This window comes from Actinoallomurus sp. NPDC052274 (genome assembly GCF_040679475.1).
GTDB classification, from domain to species: Bacteria; Actinomycetota; Actinomycetes; order Streptosporangiales; family Streptosporangiaceae; genus Actinoallomurus; species Actinoallomurus liliacearum.
In genome coordinates this window covers 220,230-234,875 of sequence record NZ_JBFAUT010000005.1, presented here as the reverse complement: position 1 = coordinate 234,875, position 14,646 = coordinate 220,230, and the positions used below count along the sequence as shown (strand labels likewise).

General features: G+C 69.1%; 16 protein-coding genes, 4 tRNA genes and 1 pseudogene. 9 read left to right on the top strand and 12 right to left on the bottom strand.

All coding sequences use genetic code 11. The features are described 5' to 3' along the window. Positions 1–194 (top strand): hypothetical protein (locus AB0K82_RS07000; RefSeq protein ID WP_364393700.1); only part of this gene is annotated, 194 nt, incomplete at its 5' end. A gap of 466 nt (positions 195–660) precedes the next feature. Here the strand turns inward: AB0K82_RS07000 and AB0K82_RS06995 are convergent. Further along, positions 661–1,416 carry a methyltransferase domain-containing protein gene (locus AB0K82_RS06995; RefSeq protein ID WP_364393697.1) on the bottom strand — a complete coding sequence of 252 codons (756 nt, stop codon included), beginning with the start codon at positions 1,414–1,416 and terminating at the stop codon, positions 661–663. Between the two features lie 56 nt (positions 1,417–1,472). Between AB0K82_RS06995 and AB0K82_RS06990 the strand changes: the two genes are divergently transcribed. After that, positions 1,473–2,075: a tyrosine-type recombinase/integrase gene (locus AB0K82_RS06990; RefSeq protein ID WP_364393695.1), complete on the top strand. Its 603-nt coding sequence runs from the start codon at positions 1,473–1,475 to the stop codon at positions 2,073–2,075. Positions 2,076–2,140: 65 nt separating this feature from the next. Here AB0K82_RS06990 and AB0K82_RS06985 read toward each other — a convergent pair. The 4 genes from AB0K82_RS06985 to AB0K82_RS06970 all read right to left on the bottom strand — a co-directional run bounded on the left by AB0K82_RS06985 (position 2,141) and on the right by AB0K82_RS06970 (position 4,085). Beyond that, positions 2,141–2,217 (bottom strand) — tRNA-Phe (locus tag AB0K82_RS06985). 24 nt (positions 2,218–2,241) lie between these two features. After that, positions 2,242–2,316: transfer RNA gene (locus AB0K82_RS06980), tRNA-Asp, on the bottom strand. 38 nt (positions 2,317–2,354) lie between these two features. Next, positions 2,355–2,427: transfer RNA gene (locus AB0K82_RS06975), tRNA-Glu, on the bottom strand. A 95-nt stretch (positions 2,428–2,522) separates the two neighbouring features. Continuing rightward, positions 2,523–4,085, bottom strand: a complete 1,563-nt coding sequence (locus AB0K82_RS06970; protein ID WP_364393693.1) for a metallophosphoesterase — start codon at positions 4,083–4,085, stop codon at positions 2,523–2,525. A gap of 29 nt (positions 4,086–4,114) precedes the next feature. On the opposite strand from AB0K82_RS06970, the gene AB0K82_RS06965 reads away from it, so the two are divergent. Continuing rightward, on the top strand, positions 4,115–4,456 hold the full coding sequence (locus tag AB0K82_RS06965; protein WP_364393690.1) for a metallopeptidase family protein: 342 nt from the start codon (positions 4,115–4,117) through the stop codon (positions 4,454–4,456). A 116-nt stretch (positions 4,457–4,572) separates the two neighbouring features. Next, the gene (locus AB0K82_RS06960) at positions 4,573–5,838 is read left to right on the top strand and encodes an MFS transporter (protein WP_364393687.1); all 1,266 of its coding nucleotides are present in this window, start codon (positions 4,573–4,575) and stop codon (positions 5,836–5,838) included. Positions 5,839–5,849: 11 nt separating this feature from the next. On the opposite strand, the gene AB0K82_RS06955 is transcribed toward AB0K82_RS06960, so the two are convergent. After that, complete coding sequence (locus tag AB0K82_RS06955) at positions 5,850–6,125, bottom strand: PspC domain-containing protein (protein WP_364393685.1); 276 nt, start codon at positions 6,123–6,125, stop codon at positions 5,850–5,852. A gap of 161 nt (positions 6,126–6,286) precedes the next feature. Between AB0K82_RS06955 and AB0K82_RS06950 the strand changes: the two genes are divergently transcribed. After that, positions 6,287–7,438: an acyl-CoA dehydrogenase family protein gene (locus AB0K82_RS06950; protein WP_364393683.1), complete on the top strand. Its 1,152-nt coding sequence runs from the start codon at positions 6,287–6,289 to the stop codon at positions 7,436–7,438. 543 nt (positions 7,439–7,981) lie between these two features. After that, positions 7,982–8,057: transfer RNA gene (locus AB0K82_RS06945), tRNA-Lys, on the top strand. Between the two features lie 251 nt (positions 8,058–8,308). On the opposite strand, the gene AB0K82_RS06940 is transcribed toward AB0K82_RS06945, so the two are convergent. From AB0K82_RS06940 to AB0K82_RS06925, 4 genes and pseudogenes are all read right to left on the bottom strand, one after another. Next, complete coding sequence (locus AB0K82_RS06940; RefSeq protein WP_364393681.1) at positions 8,309–8,833, bottom strand: hypothetical protein; 525 nt, start codon at positions 8,831–8,833, stop codon at positions 8,309–8,311. Positions 8,834–8,870: 37 nt separating this feature from the next. Further along, positions 8,871–9,425, bottom strand: coding sequence for a tyrosine-type recombinase/integrase (locus AB0K82_RS06935; protein WP_364393679.1), 555 nt, complete (start codon positions 9,423–9,425; stop codon positions 8,871–8,873). A 13-nt stretch (positions 9,426–9,438) separates the two neighbouring features. Beyond that, entirely contained in the window at positions 9,439–10,479 is a 1,041-nt protein-coding gene (locus AB0K82_RS06930) for a hypothetical protein (protein WP_364393676.1), read from the bottom strand. A gap of 140 nt (positions 10,480–10,619) precedes the next feature. Beyond that, positions 10,620–10,805 (bottom strand): annotated as a pseudogene (locus AB0K82_RS06925) (helix-turn-helix transcriptional regulator); the annotation flags it as partial. A gap of 178 nt (positions 10,806–10,983) precedes the next feature. On the opposite strand from AB0K82_RS06925, the gene AB0K82_RS06920 reads away from it, so the two are divergent. Both AB0K82_RS06920 and AB0K82_RS06915 read left to right on the top strand, forming a co-directional pair. Beyond that, a complete protein-coding gene (locus AB0K82_RS06920; protein WP_364393674.1) occupies positions 10,984–11,457 on the top strand; it encodes a hypothetical protein in 474 nt (157 codons plus the stop codon). Between the two features lie 112 nt (positions 11,458–11,569). Then, the gene (locus tag AB0K82_RS06915) at positions 11,570–12,232 is read left to right on the top strand and encodes a class I SAM-dependent methyltransferase (RefSeq protein ID WP_364393672.1); all 663 of its coding nucleotides are present in this window, start codon (positions 11,570–11,572) and stop codon (positions 12,230–12,232) included. Between the two features lie 70 nt (positions 12,233–12,302). Here AB0K82_RS06915 and AB0K82_RS06910 read toward each other — a convergent pair whose 3' ends face one another. Beyond that, positions 12,303–13,034, bottom strand: coding sequence for a hypothetical protein (locus tag AB0K82_RS06910; RefSeq protein ID WP_364393670.1), 732 nt, complete (start codon positions 13,032–13,034; stop codon positions 12,303–12,305). A gap of 220 nt (positions 13,035–13,254) precedes the next feature. Further along, entirely contained in the window at positions 13,255–14,310 is a 1,056-nt protein-coding gene (rdgB, locus tag AB0K82_RS06905) for an RdgB/HAM1 family non-canonical purine NTP pyrophosphatase (protein WP_364393668.1), read from the bottom strand. Positions 14,311–14,478: 168 nt separating this feature from the next. Between rdgB and AB0K82_RS06900 the strand changes: the two genes are divergently transcribed. Then, positions 14,479–14,616 carry a hypothetical protein gene (locus AB0K82_RS06900; RefSeq protein ID WP_364393666.1) on the top strand — a complete coding sequence of 46 codons (138 nt, stop codon included), beginning with the start codon at positions 14,479–14,481 and terminating at the stop codon, positions 14,614–14,616. Positions 14,617–14,646 lie beyond the last annotated feature (30 nt).

Genomic DNA, 14,646 nt, shown 5'->3' with positions numbered 1-14,646 from the left:
CCAAGAAGGAGATCGAGCAGCGGGCACAGGAAGAGGCGCTTCGGTGCTTCGGCCGGCAGGCGCGCATCCAGGTCGAGTTCAAGTGCGGCCTGAGCAACAACCCGCCTGCTCGGCTCAACACCACCGACCGCTTCTACGCCTCCTTCGTGCACGTGACGGTGGTCAAGCGGCCGGCACAGCTCCAGGCGGCCTGAGTTCCTGGTCGTGCTCATCTGACACGACCAGACACACCCGCCTGCTGCTCAGGACGTCACCGGTTGCCACGCTTCGGCTCGGCGACCCCCAACCGGGAGACCGCACAGCGGTGTCCTTGAAGATGGGCCCTTCCCGAACACTCGGGAAGGGCCACATCACTTTTCAGCTCCGGGTCGCGCCGGATCTTGCCGTCCTTGGACCGCGCTCGCCGCACGGCCGCGCGCCGATGGGCGGGGAACGGACGGTACGTGCCGGTGCGAGGGCGTGTACCTGTGGAAGGGGACGTCGTCGTCAACGCTGTCGTCAGATCGCCGTGTCCAGGGCTGGAGCCGATGACCTGCTTCACCGCCTGCATCCGCGCCATGGGAATGTTGGTAGCCACCTAAGGCGTACCAGAGGCAACCCGGCTCTCGCGGCCCGAATGTCCGGCCGGCCGTCCACGGTGAGGCTCCGGTGGCAGGCTACTCAGCCTGGGCGGCGTCCCCATGCCGAGATCAGCGGCGCGAGGGTGAGGTCGAGCTCGCCGGCATCGACGGCGGCGAGGTGCGCGTCGATCTCGATGTCGTCGGCCAGGCCTGCGGCGAGCAACTCGGCGCGGACCATGCGCACCGTCGCGGTCTCCAGCCGGTCGCAGGCTACCCCGCCGACCGGGAAGCAGCCGGCCGCCGTGACATCGACCAGGCCCGCCGTACGCAACGCCCGCGGCAGCGTACGGCCGTAGCGCAGATCGGCGCCGCGGCGGGTCATCAACTCCCGGACGGCGCGCCGCAGCCGGTTGGCGCGCCGCTGCGCCGGGCCAACCTCATCGAGGCAGGCCAGCGGCTGCAGCTCGGTGTCGGCATCTTCTACCAGTAGCCAACCGCCGGGCCGCAGCGCCGCCATCATCGTCGCCAACGCCCGGGCACAGTCGGGCAGGTGAACGAGCACGAGCCGCGCGTGTACCAGGTCAAACGTGCCTGGCTGCGGCGGTGGGTCCCCGACGATGTCGTGCCGGAGCACCTCGTACCCGCCATGCCGGTCCAACCAGGCCGGATTGATGTCCGTGGCCAGCACGTAACCGGTTGGTCCGACGGCCGCGGCGAGTGCCTCGGGAATGCTGGGGCCTCCGGCACCAACTTCCCAGTAACGCCAGCCCGCCCTCACTCCGAGCCGGTCGAAGTGCCCACGCGTGACACCGTCGAACAGCTCGGCCAGCCAGGTGAACCGCTCGCCCGCCTCCACACGGGCGTTGTCGAGCAGATAGCGGGGAGCCGGGGAAGACTCGGGGGCGTCCGGCGATGGGGCCTAGACCGCGCGCCGCCAGTATTCACCGGCCCGCCCGCGGTCGTGTCCGGCTCGGGCCCGGGGTCGACGAGGACTGCGATGAAGTCATGCCCACATCCTCACGACCTACCGCGTGCTGTGTCAGCGCGACACAGGATGAAAGCCAGACACACCTGACTCCAGCCAACCAGGCCGACCCCGCACCCTCGATACGATCGCCCGCTCGACGATCGGGACGGTGTCAGGTGGGAGGCGAGCGGCTCGTACGCGAGATAGTGGCCGGCGAAGGCGAGAGCTCTCATGGTCGCACGTCGTCGCGTTCAGTGTTCTGCACCAGGACCGGGACGGCGCTCAGCGCGGGGAACGTACGGCGCGACTTCCGCGCGGTTCTCGACAGTGCCGGCCTGGTCGGCAAGGAGTGGACGCCTCGGGAACTGCGGCACAGCTTCGTGTCGCTGCTCTCCGCCCATGACGTACCGATCGAGAACATCTCTCGGCTGGTCGGGCACACCAACACCGTGGTGACGGAGACCGTCTACCGCAAGCAGATACGACCGGTGATCCAAGACGGAGCGATCGCGATGAATGAGATCTTCCCAGCGGATTCCGAGGCGTAGTCACCCAGTTAGACACTCACGCCCCGTCTCCGGACACGGAGGCGGGGCGTTTTCGCTGGTCTTGATGGTGGGCAGGGGCGGGGTCGAACCGCCGACCTTCCGCTTTTCAGGCGGACGCTCGTACCGACTGAGCTACCTGCCCGCACGGCGCCGAACGGCGCCTCAGCGGTCCTGACGGGATTTGAACCCGCGGCCTCCACCTTGACAGGGTGGCGAGCACTCCTAGCTGCTCCACAGGACCTTGCTGTCTTGCTTTGTAGTACCCCCGGAAGGATACCGTGCCCCCAACGGGATTCGAACCCGCGCTGCCGCCTTGAAAGGGCGGAGTCCTAGGCCGCTAGACGATGGGGACTCCGACGACCTGGGCCGCCGTTGCCCTTGGCGCCTGCCGTCGGGGACTCCGTCAGCATAGGGGACAACCGCCCCAACCACCAAAGTGATTCCCTCTCAACGCGGACGGCCCGTCTCGGACGGCCGGCGAGATGAGGGTGAGGGGCTGGGCGTGAGCGGCGTCGCGGACGGCGTCTGTGCAGGTGGTGGGCTTATCGGGCGGTCCGGTTTGGGCTCCAGGGTGCGTTCGATCTGGGCGGAGGTGAGACCTAGACCACCCAGTTGGATGTCGTCCCAGCCCTGGAGCCGGTGGCTGGCCCGGTTGAAGTACAGGACCGACATCTCGATCGGGGTGGGCTGTTCGTGCTCCAGGCCGCGCATGCCGGCCCCGCCGGTCGAACCCTGGACGAACAGTCGGCTGCCGCCGGGCAGGAGCCGCGTCGACCGCCGGTGGAGGTGGCCGGACAGGATGAGCGGGGCGGTGCCGTCGAACGCCGTGCCCTCGTTCGGGTCGTGGGCGAGGACGATGTCGGGGGTCTTGCCGAGGGCGCGCAGCCGCTGGACGGCGGTCTGCCCGTACGCGAGCATCTGCGGGCCGTTGACGTCGTCGTCGCGGGTCGTCTTGTCGGGGGTGAACCTCGGGTCCGGGGTGCCGAAGATCCGCAGGCCGCCGACGTCGGCGATCCGGTCGTCGAGGACGACGGCGTTCTTCTGGCGGCGTACGGCCTTCTCGTTCTCGGTGGAGTCGTGGTTGCCGCGGATGAAGACGTACGGGACCTTGAGCTTGCTGATGCTGTTCGCGAACTTGTCCTCGGCCTTGGTCCCGTGGTCGGTCAGGTCGCCGGTGTCGATGACGACCTGGATGTGGAACTGGTTGACGACCTGGCGGATGACGTTCCAGGCGACCGGGTTGAGGTGGATGTCCGAGACGTGCAGCACGCGGATGGTGGTGGGGTCCGGCTCGTACGTCGGGAGTGTGGACGTCACGTCGTACAGGCGGGACATGTTGCCGACGAGCCGGGCCAGTTGCTCCCGGTAGGCCCCGATGCGCGACACGATCGTCTTGGCGTCGCCGACGACCTGTGGGGCGCTGGCGAGGATGCCGGTGAAGCGGGGCTCGGCGATCGACTCGGGGTTGAACGTCAGGCTGCCGATCAGGCCGATGATGATCAGGCCGTTGAGCGCGCTGACGGTCGTCCACACCGTACGGCGCCAGTTGCGGAAGATCAGGAATCCGGCGAGGGCGGCGCAGGCGAGGGCGGCGGCGGTCGCCTTGACCGCCATGACGATGAACGCGTGCCGGACGTCCCCGCCGATCGTGTCGGAGAGGCGGTCGAACGCCGACGGGTTCTCGATGAGGTCACGGGCGCGGTCGGGACGGAGCCTGGTGACCTGGGCCTCGATCCGTACGGGGCCGGCGTGGCTGTCCAGGCGAAGAGTGCCGAGCGGCGGGATGTCGATCACGGTGCCGCCGGACGTCGAAGGGTGGAGGGCGAAGTCCACGTCGGCGGGTCCGACGTCGGTCTGGGCGTGGCCACCGGCCAGGAGGCCGATCCAGCCGGCGACGAGACCGACCGCGATCACCGCCGCGACGCGTCCGGTGAGGCGTACCCGGGGCCGCGCGATGAACCGCCGCAGTTCGTTCCATGCTCGGGTCAACACGTTGGTACGTATGCTCACGACAGCCAGGATCCACGCACAATGGCGGCGTGATGGAGGTAACGCGTGAAGAGTTCGAGGACCTGGTCGCCGAGGCGCTCGACACGATCCCGCCCGACCTGACCGACCTGATGAGGAATGTCGTGGTGCTGGTCGAGGACGTCGCGCCGGAGCCGGGACTTCTCGGGCTGTACGAGGGCGTGCCGCTGACCGAGCGCGGCGACACGTACGCGGGTTACCTTCCGGACCGCATCACGCTCTACCGCGGGCCGTTGCAGGCGATCTGCCGGACGCGGGATGACCTGGTGAAAGAGGTGCGGACGACGGTGGTGCATGAGATCGCGCACCACTTCGGGATCGACGATGAGCGATTGCACGAACTCGGCTGGTGATCCCGATTGCGCACGTTGGGTCACCTGATCTGAACGCAGCGTGAGATAATGCCGGGCAGACCGACCGGCCGCTTGGCCAGTGCGACCGGACGACGTTCACCGGCAGGGGAGCGCGCGTGGGAAGACATCGACGGCCCTTCGATCGTCAGGTCACCTATCACGAGGTTTTCGGCGTCGGTGAGTTCCGCTCGATCTGGCTGGCTCAGACGCTCTCGTACGTCGGCGACCAGCTCGCCCAGATCGCACTCGCGGTGCTCGTCTACAACAACACCCATTCGGCGTTGCGAACCGCCGTCGCGTACGCCCTGACCTACCTCCCGTCGATCATGGGCGGTCCGGTGCTCTCGGTGCTGGCCGACCTGATCCCGCGCCGCCGCGTCATGATCGTGTGTGACGTCGCCCGTACGGGCATCGTGGCGCTGATGGCACTGCACCACACGCCGTTCCCGGTGCTGTGCTTCCTGATCTTCTGGACCGTTCTCCTGGGCGCCCCGTTCACCGCCGCGCGGGCCGCGTTGCTGACGGAGGTGCTGCCCGGCGACATGTACGTCGTCGGCTCGGCGATCAACAACATCACCCACCAGCTCACCCAGATGCTGGGCTTCCTGGTCGGCGGGGCGGTCATCTTCGCGGTCGGGGCGCATCAGGCGCTCGCGGTCGACGCCGCCACGTTCGCGATCTCCGCCGTCATCCTGCTGACCGGCGTACGGGCGCGGCCGGCACCGCGCGGGGAGAGCCGCAAGCGCCCGTCGCTGTGGACGATCACGCGGGAGGGCGCGCGGCTGGTGTTCCGGGACCGTACGCTGCGGCCCCTGGTGTGCTTCGCGTGGCTCTGCGGGTTCTACGTGCTGCCGGAGGGGCTCGCCGCGCCGTACGCCAAGACGTTCGGCGCGGGTCCGGTGTTCGTGGGTCTGCTGATGTCGGCGATGCCCTGCGGCATGGTGCTCGGCTCGTTGGCGTACAGCCGGTTCGTCCGTCCCGACGACCGGCTGCGGTTCATGGGCTGGATGGCGATGCTGTCCTGCGCGCCGCTGCTGGGGACCGCCCTGCGGCCGCCGCTGTGGGCCGTGATCGTGCTGCTGGCGCTGTCCGGGGTGGGCAGCGCCTACCAGCTGGCGGCGAACGCCGCGTACGTCGCCGCCGTGCCGCTCGACGGCCGCGGCCAGGCGTTCGGGCTGGCGCAGTCGGGCATCCTGGCCAGCCAGGGCGTCGGCATCCTGATCGGTGGGGCGCTGGCCCAGGTGCTGGGCCCCGAGCCCGTCGTCGCCCTCGCGGGGATCGCCGGCCTGTCGGCCGCCACGATGCTCGCGATGTCGTGGACGCGGATCAGGGGAGAGGTGATCGCGTCGAGTCAGGAGCGCGCGATGAGCGCCGCCGCCTGACCCGGGGGCCGTCAGACGCCCTTGGTCTGCTTGTTGATCAGGTCCTGGGCGATCGACGTCTCCTTGCCCTCCTCGGGGATGATCAGCGTGCCGGCGACGTACAGCAGGATGCCCGCGCCGCTGGTCAGGACGGTCAGGACGGCCAGCACGATCCGTACGATCGTCGGGTCGACACCGAAGTAGGCGCCGGCGCCGGAGCAGACTCCGGTGATCATGCGCCCGTCGCGGGTGCGGGTGAGACGGCGCGGCGCGTCGTCGGGACCGGCGTGGGGGGTGTTCTCGTTCATGTCTCGATCGTGCCCGTAGCGGGGTGCGATCGCCATGGGGGCTTGCCCTGACGCGTCCCTGAGAGGCCCCTGAGCGCCGGATCGGCGCCTCGACGTACGCTGTGTGCCTGCGGGGCGCCCCCTCCGCTCTCTCGGTGTCCGTGAGCCCCCTGGGAGGACCGATGGATCTGCTGCGGGTCGACGATCAGCTCACCGACGAGGAGCGCCTGGTCCGCGACACGGCCCGGCGGTACGCCGCCGACCGGATCGAGCCGCACGTCGCCGACTGGTTCGAGGAGGGCGTCTTCCCTGCGGCCGAGCTCGCGCCCGAGCTGGGGGAGCTGGGGTTCCTGGGGATGCACCTGTCGGGGTACGGCTGCCCGGGAGCGGGCGCGGTCGCGTACGGGGTCGCCTGCCGGGAGCTGGAGGCCGCCGACTCGGGGCTGCGCAGCTTCGTGTCCGTGCAGGGCTCGCTGGCCATGTCGGCGATCCACAAGTACGGCTCGGAGGAGCAGAAGCAGGAGTGGCTGCCCCGCATGGCCGCGGGCCGCGCGATCGGCTGCTTCGGGCTGACCGAGCCGGACCACGGCTCCGACCCGGCGAACATGCGCACCCACGCCAAGCGCGAGGGCTCCGACTGGATCCTGAGCGGATCCAAGATGTGGATCACGAACGGCTCGATCGCGGACGTCGCCGTCGTCTGGGCCCGTACGGACGACGGCGTCCGCGGGTTCCTGGTGCCGCGCGGCACCCCGGGGTTCACGACCCGGGACGTGCACAAGAAGCTGTCGCTGCGCGCGTCCGTGACCTCGGAGCTGACCCTCGACGACGTACGCCTGCCGGAGGACGCGATGCTGCCCGGCGTCAGGGGGCTCCGGGGCCCGCTCGGCTGTCTGTCGGAGGCGCGGTACGGCATCATCTGGGGCGCGATCGGGGCCGGCCGTGCCTGCTACGAGACGGCCGTCGAGTACGCCCGTACGCGTGAGCAGTTCGGCCGGCCGATCGGCGGGTTCCAGCTCACCCAGGAGAAGCTCGCCTGGATGGAGGTGGCGCTGGGCCAGGCCGGGCTGGTCGCCCTGCACATCGGGCGGCTCAAGGAGGCCGGGACGGTCACGCCGCAGCAGGTGTCGTTCGGCAAGCTCGCCAACGTACGGGCCGCGCTCGACGTCGCCCGCCAGGCTCGCTCGATCCTCGGCGCGAACGGCGTCACGCTGGAGTACCCGGTGATCCGGCACATGACCAACCTCGAGTCGGTGCTGACGTACGAGGGCACCCAGGAGGTGCACGCGCTGGTGCTCGGTGAGGCGATCACCGGCCTGTCCGCCTACCGCTGACCGGCCCGCCCCGGCCGCCAAGATCCGGCAAATTGCGGCATATGGCCTGATCACGGGAACGCCGCCCCGGGTTTCACCTGCGCTCCCTTGCGGAATGTCTGCTCTCGGCGATGGGCTGAGCCGGCTTCCGGGCCGCCTGACCGCGTTCCCGCGGGTGCACGCTTCGGCGTCCGCTCCCACCGGCGGTGACGCGGGCGGGCTTCGGCGACCGGCCTTCGGGCGGCACGCCGAGGAGCTGCGTGCGCACGGCTTCGCGGCCGAGCCGTCGCACGCGCTTCCGGGCGGGTTCAGGGCCGCCCGGACCCGTACGGCGGTCCCCCGGACGGTCCGTCGGTCGAGGCATCGGTAGAACTCGGCCGACTCTCGGGGATCGGGACGGTCGAGCGTGACGGCGAGCAGGCCGACGGCGGCGGTCATGGGATCTCTTCGCCGGGCCGTCGGAGGGCCACGGCCACCTTGCCATCCCCTTGCCGTGGAGGTCCTCCACCCGCGAGTATTCGGCGCGCGGGGTGTACGGTGCCTCCGGTACGCTCATGGAGCAGCGGGGCGTTAGCTCAATTGGCAGAGCTGTGGACTTTTAATCCATAGGTTCTGGGTTCGAGTCCCAGGCGCCCTACCACTCATATGGCCGTTGACCTGTGGTTTCTTGGCATCGGCGGATCTTGGAGTGATCGTTTAGGGGGCGTGGGTGCTCCCTGGGTGCTCTTTGGTCGTGATCTTGTCGGATGTGGTCACCATCGTGGGTTGCTTCGGCAGTTTCGGACGCGGCCCAGGCCGAGTGAGCGCCTGACCGATACGTTCCAGGATCACCCGGTACAGCTTCGCCCATACCCGGGCGCGGCTCCACTGCGCGAGGACGCCGTCGGGGGCTTACCAGCCGCCGGAGTCGCCGCCGTAGTGGGACCACAGGATCTTGGCGGAGTCAGCGGCTACGCGGGCCGCGCCACGGATCGCGGGTGGAAGTTCTGGACGGTCTGCCAGTGGGCCGGTGATGTCCAGGAGTGTCGCACCGAGGGTGATTAACGCTCCGGCGATGTGGTCGATGTCCTCGACGGTGGACTCGCGCAGCTCAGCCTCACCGACGTCGGCGAGCTGGAAGATCTCGGCGTCGGTGGTACCGGTGTTGTAGCGGCGGATCAGGTGGGGGCCGAGGACGTCGTGGAGCATCTTGGCAGTACGGCGGCAGAAGTCGTCGCATACGGGGTAGTTGTCACGGCGGACGACGGCGTAGTCGTCCAGGACGTTGCTGACCACTCCGCCGATCACGAAACCCCGGCGGGCGTGGGCGAGCACGACGGGGGCCGGCGGTCTGCCCTTGGCGGCGGCTTTGATGTCCTCGGCCATGGCGAGTACGCGGGCGGCCAGTGGAGAACGTTCGGTGCCGTGGTCGGTCATCTCAGGTCCTTAGGGGTCGTGTCGGCGGGCGGCCCACTCATCGGTCGACGGTCAGGTGGCGCAGGGCGTTGTGCTTGTCCTCATCGGTGGGCTGGCTGTAGACCTTCAGGGTCTCCAGCCGGGCGTGCCCGGCGATTTCGGCGACGGTGACGAGGTCTTCGCCGCCGCGAATCAGCCGGGTGACGAAGGTGTGTCGTCCGACGTGCGCGGTGTTTCGATCCTCCAGCCCGGCCGCTTCGATGATGGCGGTGAAGACGTCAGAGGCCGTCCGGGTGGTGAGCCGTCCGCCGCGGCGCGAGAGGAACAGCGCCCGCTCGGTGGCGGCGCCGGGCCAGGTGGCGCGTTCGTCCAGCCAGGCCTGCAGGACCGCCCCGAGGGCGGGGTGGACGGGGACGTCGCGGGGTTTGCCGCCTTTGCCGAACACGCGCAGGTTGCCCTTGCGGGCCGACAGCCGTACGTCGTCGACGTCGAGGGCGGCGATCTCGCCGATGCGCAGCCCTGCGTAGAAGGGCAGCAGTGCGATCGCCCGGTCGCGGGCGTGCGGCCAGGCCTCGACGGCGCGCAGCCAGCGGATCTCCGCGCGGGCGTCCATCGCCTTGGGCCGGTCAGGCCGGGACGCCGACGCGGGTCGCGAACGCGCGCAGTCCGGGCAGGGCGCCGCGCCGATCGGCGCGAAGTAGGTCGGCGGTCATGCGGCGGACCGGGGGCCGGTAGCGGACTTCGGCGGGGGCGGCGCGTTCGGCGGCCAGCAGCGACCGGTAGCAGGCTTCGGGCTTTCCCCACTGGTGCCAGGCGCGGGCGACGTCGATCCAGTACCGGCCCCGGCGTTCGGCGGTCGGGATCGCTGCGGGGTTGAGGCTCTTGGCGTGGGCGATGGCGGTGCCGTTGTCGCCGAGGACCTGGGCGATGCTGACCTGGTACAGCCCGACGTTGGTCGGCCCGAACACGGTGTGGCGATGGTTCGCGTCGCGGCCGAGACGGTTGGCTGCGGCCGCGGCCTCGCTGATGAGGTCGTGGGCTTGGGCGCGGTCGCCGTCGACGGCGGCGGTGTAGGCGGCGACCTGCAGCAGGGTCCCGTACATCGAGACTTGCTCGGGCGTTGCCGCTCGTGCGGGGGCGATCTGGTCGGCGGCGTCGATGAGCAGCGCGCGGGCCCGGCCGGGCCGGCCGGTGCGGCGCATCACCGTGGCGACGCTGCGGCGGGCGTCAGCGAGCGTGAGCGCGTCGCCGGAGGCTGCGGCGGCTTGGGCGGCGCGGTCGGCGGTCGCCCAGGCGAGCTGGTCGTCGTTCAGCTTGACCATGAAGCCGGAGGCCACGATGTAGGTCTCGGCGAGCAGCGCGTCGGCGGCCAGGCGGTCGTTGCCGTCGGTATGGTCGCGGGTGGAGGTCGCGGTGGCGATCAGGTGCGGCAGGTCGGCGGCCAGCTGGTCGTAGCGGGCGGCCTGGAACAGGGCGCGAGCCCGGGCGGTCGCAGTCCGCAGCGCGGCCAGTGGTACCGGGTCGGCGCTGGGGTCCGGTCCGTACAGCAGGTCCTCCAGGCCGAGCGCCGGAGCCGGCGCCTGAGAGGCGCGGGCGGTGCGGGGCAGGCCGAGTGCGCCGGCGGCGGCCAGACCGGCGGCGCCGGTGAGTAGTTCGCGTCGACGCATCGGGTCTTCACCGTCCTCCCAGAAGGCCTCGCCCACCACAGTAGGCGCACTGGCCCGGCCGGGCACGGTGTTGGGGGGCCGATCAATTCCCCGCCCGGGTCAGCGGTCTCGGGGAGGAGCCCGAAGGACTGGGGCGGTAAGGCGAGGGCGGCGGCGAACCGGCGCAGCACCGTGGTGTCGGTCAGCGGCGCGAGGCCGCGTTCGTACCGGGAGACCTGGGAGGGCGAGTATCCGGTCCGGCGGCCGAGCTCGGCCAGCGTCAGGCGCTGGGCGTGGCGGGCGGACCGTACGAGCGCGCCGGCGTCGCGGCGGCGGTGTGGGTTCATCGGCTGCTCCGCAGGGCGAGGAGTCCCCGCCTCACCGTAACCACCGGCTCGGGCACAGGCCAGGGTGTTTGCGCGGCATGCAAGCCGTTGCCGCCACCGGCAAGGACGCCTTGGCGTCCGGGCGGATCTGCGGCGTTCTGGAGGTACGTCACCCACCCCAAGGACGAGGGAGGTCCTCATGACGATCTCAGCACCGGCACCGGCACCGGTCAGTGAGACCGGCGGCACCACCACCTGGCGCGACCCGAAGGCGTTCGTGGAGCCGGGCGTGTGGGAGCGGCAGATCAAGCTCTTGGTCCGCGACCACCCCTTCGATGTGGTGATGGCCGAGCGGCTGTTCGGCCAGGCCGTCGCCTACCTGATCACCGCGATGGAGAAGTTCGGCCAGCACCTGGAGATCGGCTGCGGTGAGCTGGTCGACACCGCGGTGCACGCCTTCATCCTCGACACCGTCAACTACCGGCGGTTCTGCCACAAGTACTTCGACGGGAAGTTCCTCGAGCACGTCCCGGAGATCGACCGCAAGTACGACGGGTCGGTCGAGCGCACCGCCCGCGTCATCGAGGCGAACGGGTTCAAGGTCGACTGGCCGCTGTGGGAGGCCGACTTCGCCAAGTGCACCCCCTGCTACCCCGGCAGTGACTGCCACTGAGGCGCACCCACACCCCTGCGAGGGGCCGGAACCGAAGCGTTCCGGCCCCTCGCCGTCGTCGGGGCCGGTACGGTGACGCGGGTCCAGTCACTCGCGTCACACGAGGGCTCACATGGCCATCACCGACTACACCGGCTACTGGGACCGCTACGCCGCCGGCGTCACCGAGGAATCACCCGAGGAGGCGTTAAAGAACGCTTTCGGCTGGACCCAGTACGACGGCCACGGCCCCGGCGATGAACTGCTCGCCGACCCGGCCACCGCTCTCGAACTCGGCTCCGGACGCGGCAACGCGGTGGCAGCGCTGGCCGCCAAGGGCATCGACGCGACCGGGCTCGACATCTCACCGGCCCAGTGCGAACGCGCCCGCCGCTGCTGGGGGCACCTGCCCAGCGCCCGCTACATCGACGCCGACGTCGTGGACTACCTCACCGCGACCGAGCAGCGGTGGGAGGCGATCTACTCGATCTGGGGCGCGGTGTGGTTCACCGACCCGGCCCGGCTGTTCCCCCTGGTCTACGAGCGGCTGGTCCCGGGCGGGAAGCTGGTGTTCTCCCACGCTCCGGCCGTGCCGGGCAGCTACGGCGTCCAGGGCATCTACGCCGCCGGGTTCACCGGCCGGCAGGTGTGGGCCTACCGGTGGGCCTACGAGCCCTCCACCTGGGCGGACCTGCTGAACGGGTACGGCCTCACCAACGTGAACGCCCGTATCGAGCCCGCCCCCGAAGTCGACCACGTCGGCACACTCATCGTCGAAGCCACCCGCCAAACCTGAAGGGGTCAGCCGTGCCGTGGCTGACGCCTTCGCGGCTCCGGCTCGGGGAGGGACCAGTCCGGTACGACCGTCAGCAATCCAGGATTCTTCTCAGATCTGGGAGTGTCAGCTCTTGACTTCGAGCGTTGGTGGCGCTGTACGCCCACGACGAGATCCGGTCGTCTACTTGGCTGCTGCGGTTGTTGATCGCGGCGGTGTCCTGACCGTCCGAAGCGATGAGCTGCTGCACGTACTGCGCCAACGCGCCTGGCCCTCCTCCGCCGTATCCGATGCCGTAGCCGTGTCCTTCCTGTTCTGGCAAGAAGGACAGGAGGCCGTCAGTTGTCCTGATCCAAAAGTCGGTACTGCCGGAACTTCGGTAGTCAATGATCAGCGAGCCGAAGCGGTCGTTGGGACGGAGGTCGAGGGGGGCGTATGTGTTGTACGTCCAGGTCTCGATGTTTCCGCTGACGGTGCGGAAGTGGTTGCCAATTACAGGGAGTCGGAATTCGGGGTCGTAGAAGGTCTGGAAGCAGGTACAGCCTGATCCGCCCACGGCGGCAGGGCTGTCCTTATCCTCGTAGACGCACGCGTGGAACAACTTCGAGATATCGCCCGGACTGACGAGAGTCGTGTGAAGAGCGTTCGGTTCAATGCGTTCAAGCCTGTCGAACCACTCGCGGGCAAGGGGGGTCCGCTTTTCGACGCTGATCGATGCGTTGATCGCGGATACGGCGCCTTTGTCCGGTTCGGCATACAGAACGAAGTGGACATAACCCCTATCTGGATCGGTCAGATTCAGGTCACCGCGCGTGTAGGTCATGGCTGCTCCCGCCTCCCCAACGGTCCGTGCGTGTCAGCAGCAGGGTGCCCTGCACCGTCGACCGGCGCGCTGCGATTGCCGGTTGTGGTCTTCGGCTTGACGACCAGGCGGCCGCACCGTCGTGCTCGGCCGGGGAATGAGCGGTCACCCAGGCGGACGGAACGTCTTCGGGCACGAGCGAGAACCTTCCTGCGGGACGGACGGCGCCAGGGGCGGCTGGTCAGGGCCACCCGATCTCGCTGTAGAGACGACCGGCCTGGATACCCTCGATCGCCACGCGGGTGTAGCCGACGATTGGTTCCGGCAGTGCGTCCGGGTGCCACCAGTTCCAGCTGAGGCACTTGCCTGGTTCGAGGACTGTCGGTGTGCCCTTCCAGCGGCGGGCACGGAAGACCATCTGCATCCGCGGCTGCGTTCCCGGCGCATCAACAAGGTGCACGGCGTGTGCGAACTCGACATCGTCCGGGTCGATCTCCAATCCGGCTTCCTCCCGGGCTTCACGGACGATGCATGCGATGGCGGACTCCTGCTCGCAATGCCCGGCAAGGAAGTGATGCGTCGAGGGAGCGTACGCCGAGTCGGGGTGTCGCAGCCCGAGCAGGACCCGGCCGTCAGCGTCCTCCACATACAGGTGGGCGCCGATCACATTCAGCACGCTCCGGCCACCGGCCTGGGGAGTGGTGCCGGTGCGCCGCGCCAGCGACCGGCGCCCAGCGGTGCCGGTTTGGTACCGGGCGTTCAGCGCTTTTCGTAGCTCGTCGACAGCTAGCCGACGATGCGAAACCGAATTCTTCTCCTCGCTCGACATCTCGGCGAACGTTCGATCGTGGCCATCGGGAATGAAGATGGGGTCGTAGCCGAAGCCGGTCGTGCCGCGTAGCTCGGTGGTCAGTGTTCCATTCAGCGTGCCGGTGAAGACCTGGACACCGGACTCGTCCGCGTATCCGATGGCCGTCGTTACAGTGGCGCGCCGGTTGGTCACGTTCGCAGCCATCTTCAGGATTCCCTGCGGGCCTATGGTGTCAAGAAACCAGAAGACGAGCGCGCCAGGCAGACCATTCCACTCAGTGAGCGTTAGGCCGGTATCGTCCACCAGCACAGGACGTCGCAGCATGGAGTACGCGTCCTGCGCTTTCCGCTCTACCACCCTTACCACGTCGAGTTCCTGAATCTCGATCAGATTCTCTTTGACCGCAGTGACTTTTATGCCGAGAAGACTCTCGTACTCACGCGCTTTTCCCTCGTTTCCGGTGATAAGCGAGATGCGGTCTATCATTTCATGAACCTTCCTCGCGCGGCGATCGCCGCTAATCGACCCGGAGCCAGTGACGGATCAAACTGATCAAGCGGATGGCTGATCGGCCGCACAGGGCTATCTTCGTCTCCGTCGCGCCCTGAGGCGCGCAACTTCCAAAGAATTAGATCTCAGGTGTGGGCCCTATCGATGGGCGTACGAACCGTCCACCTTGGCGGACCTGCTGTATGGGCGCGGGTTCACCGGCGTGAACACCCGCATCAAGCCCGCGCGCCCGAGGACGACCACGTCGGCACGCTCATCGTCGAGGCCACCCGCGACAAGTGAGTGGCCGGGTTCAGGCCGTCCAGTCGTAGT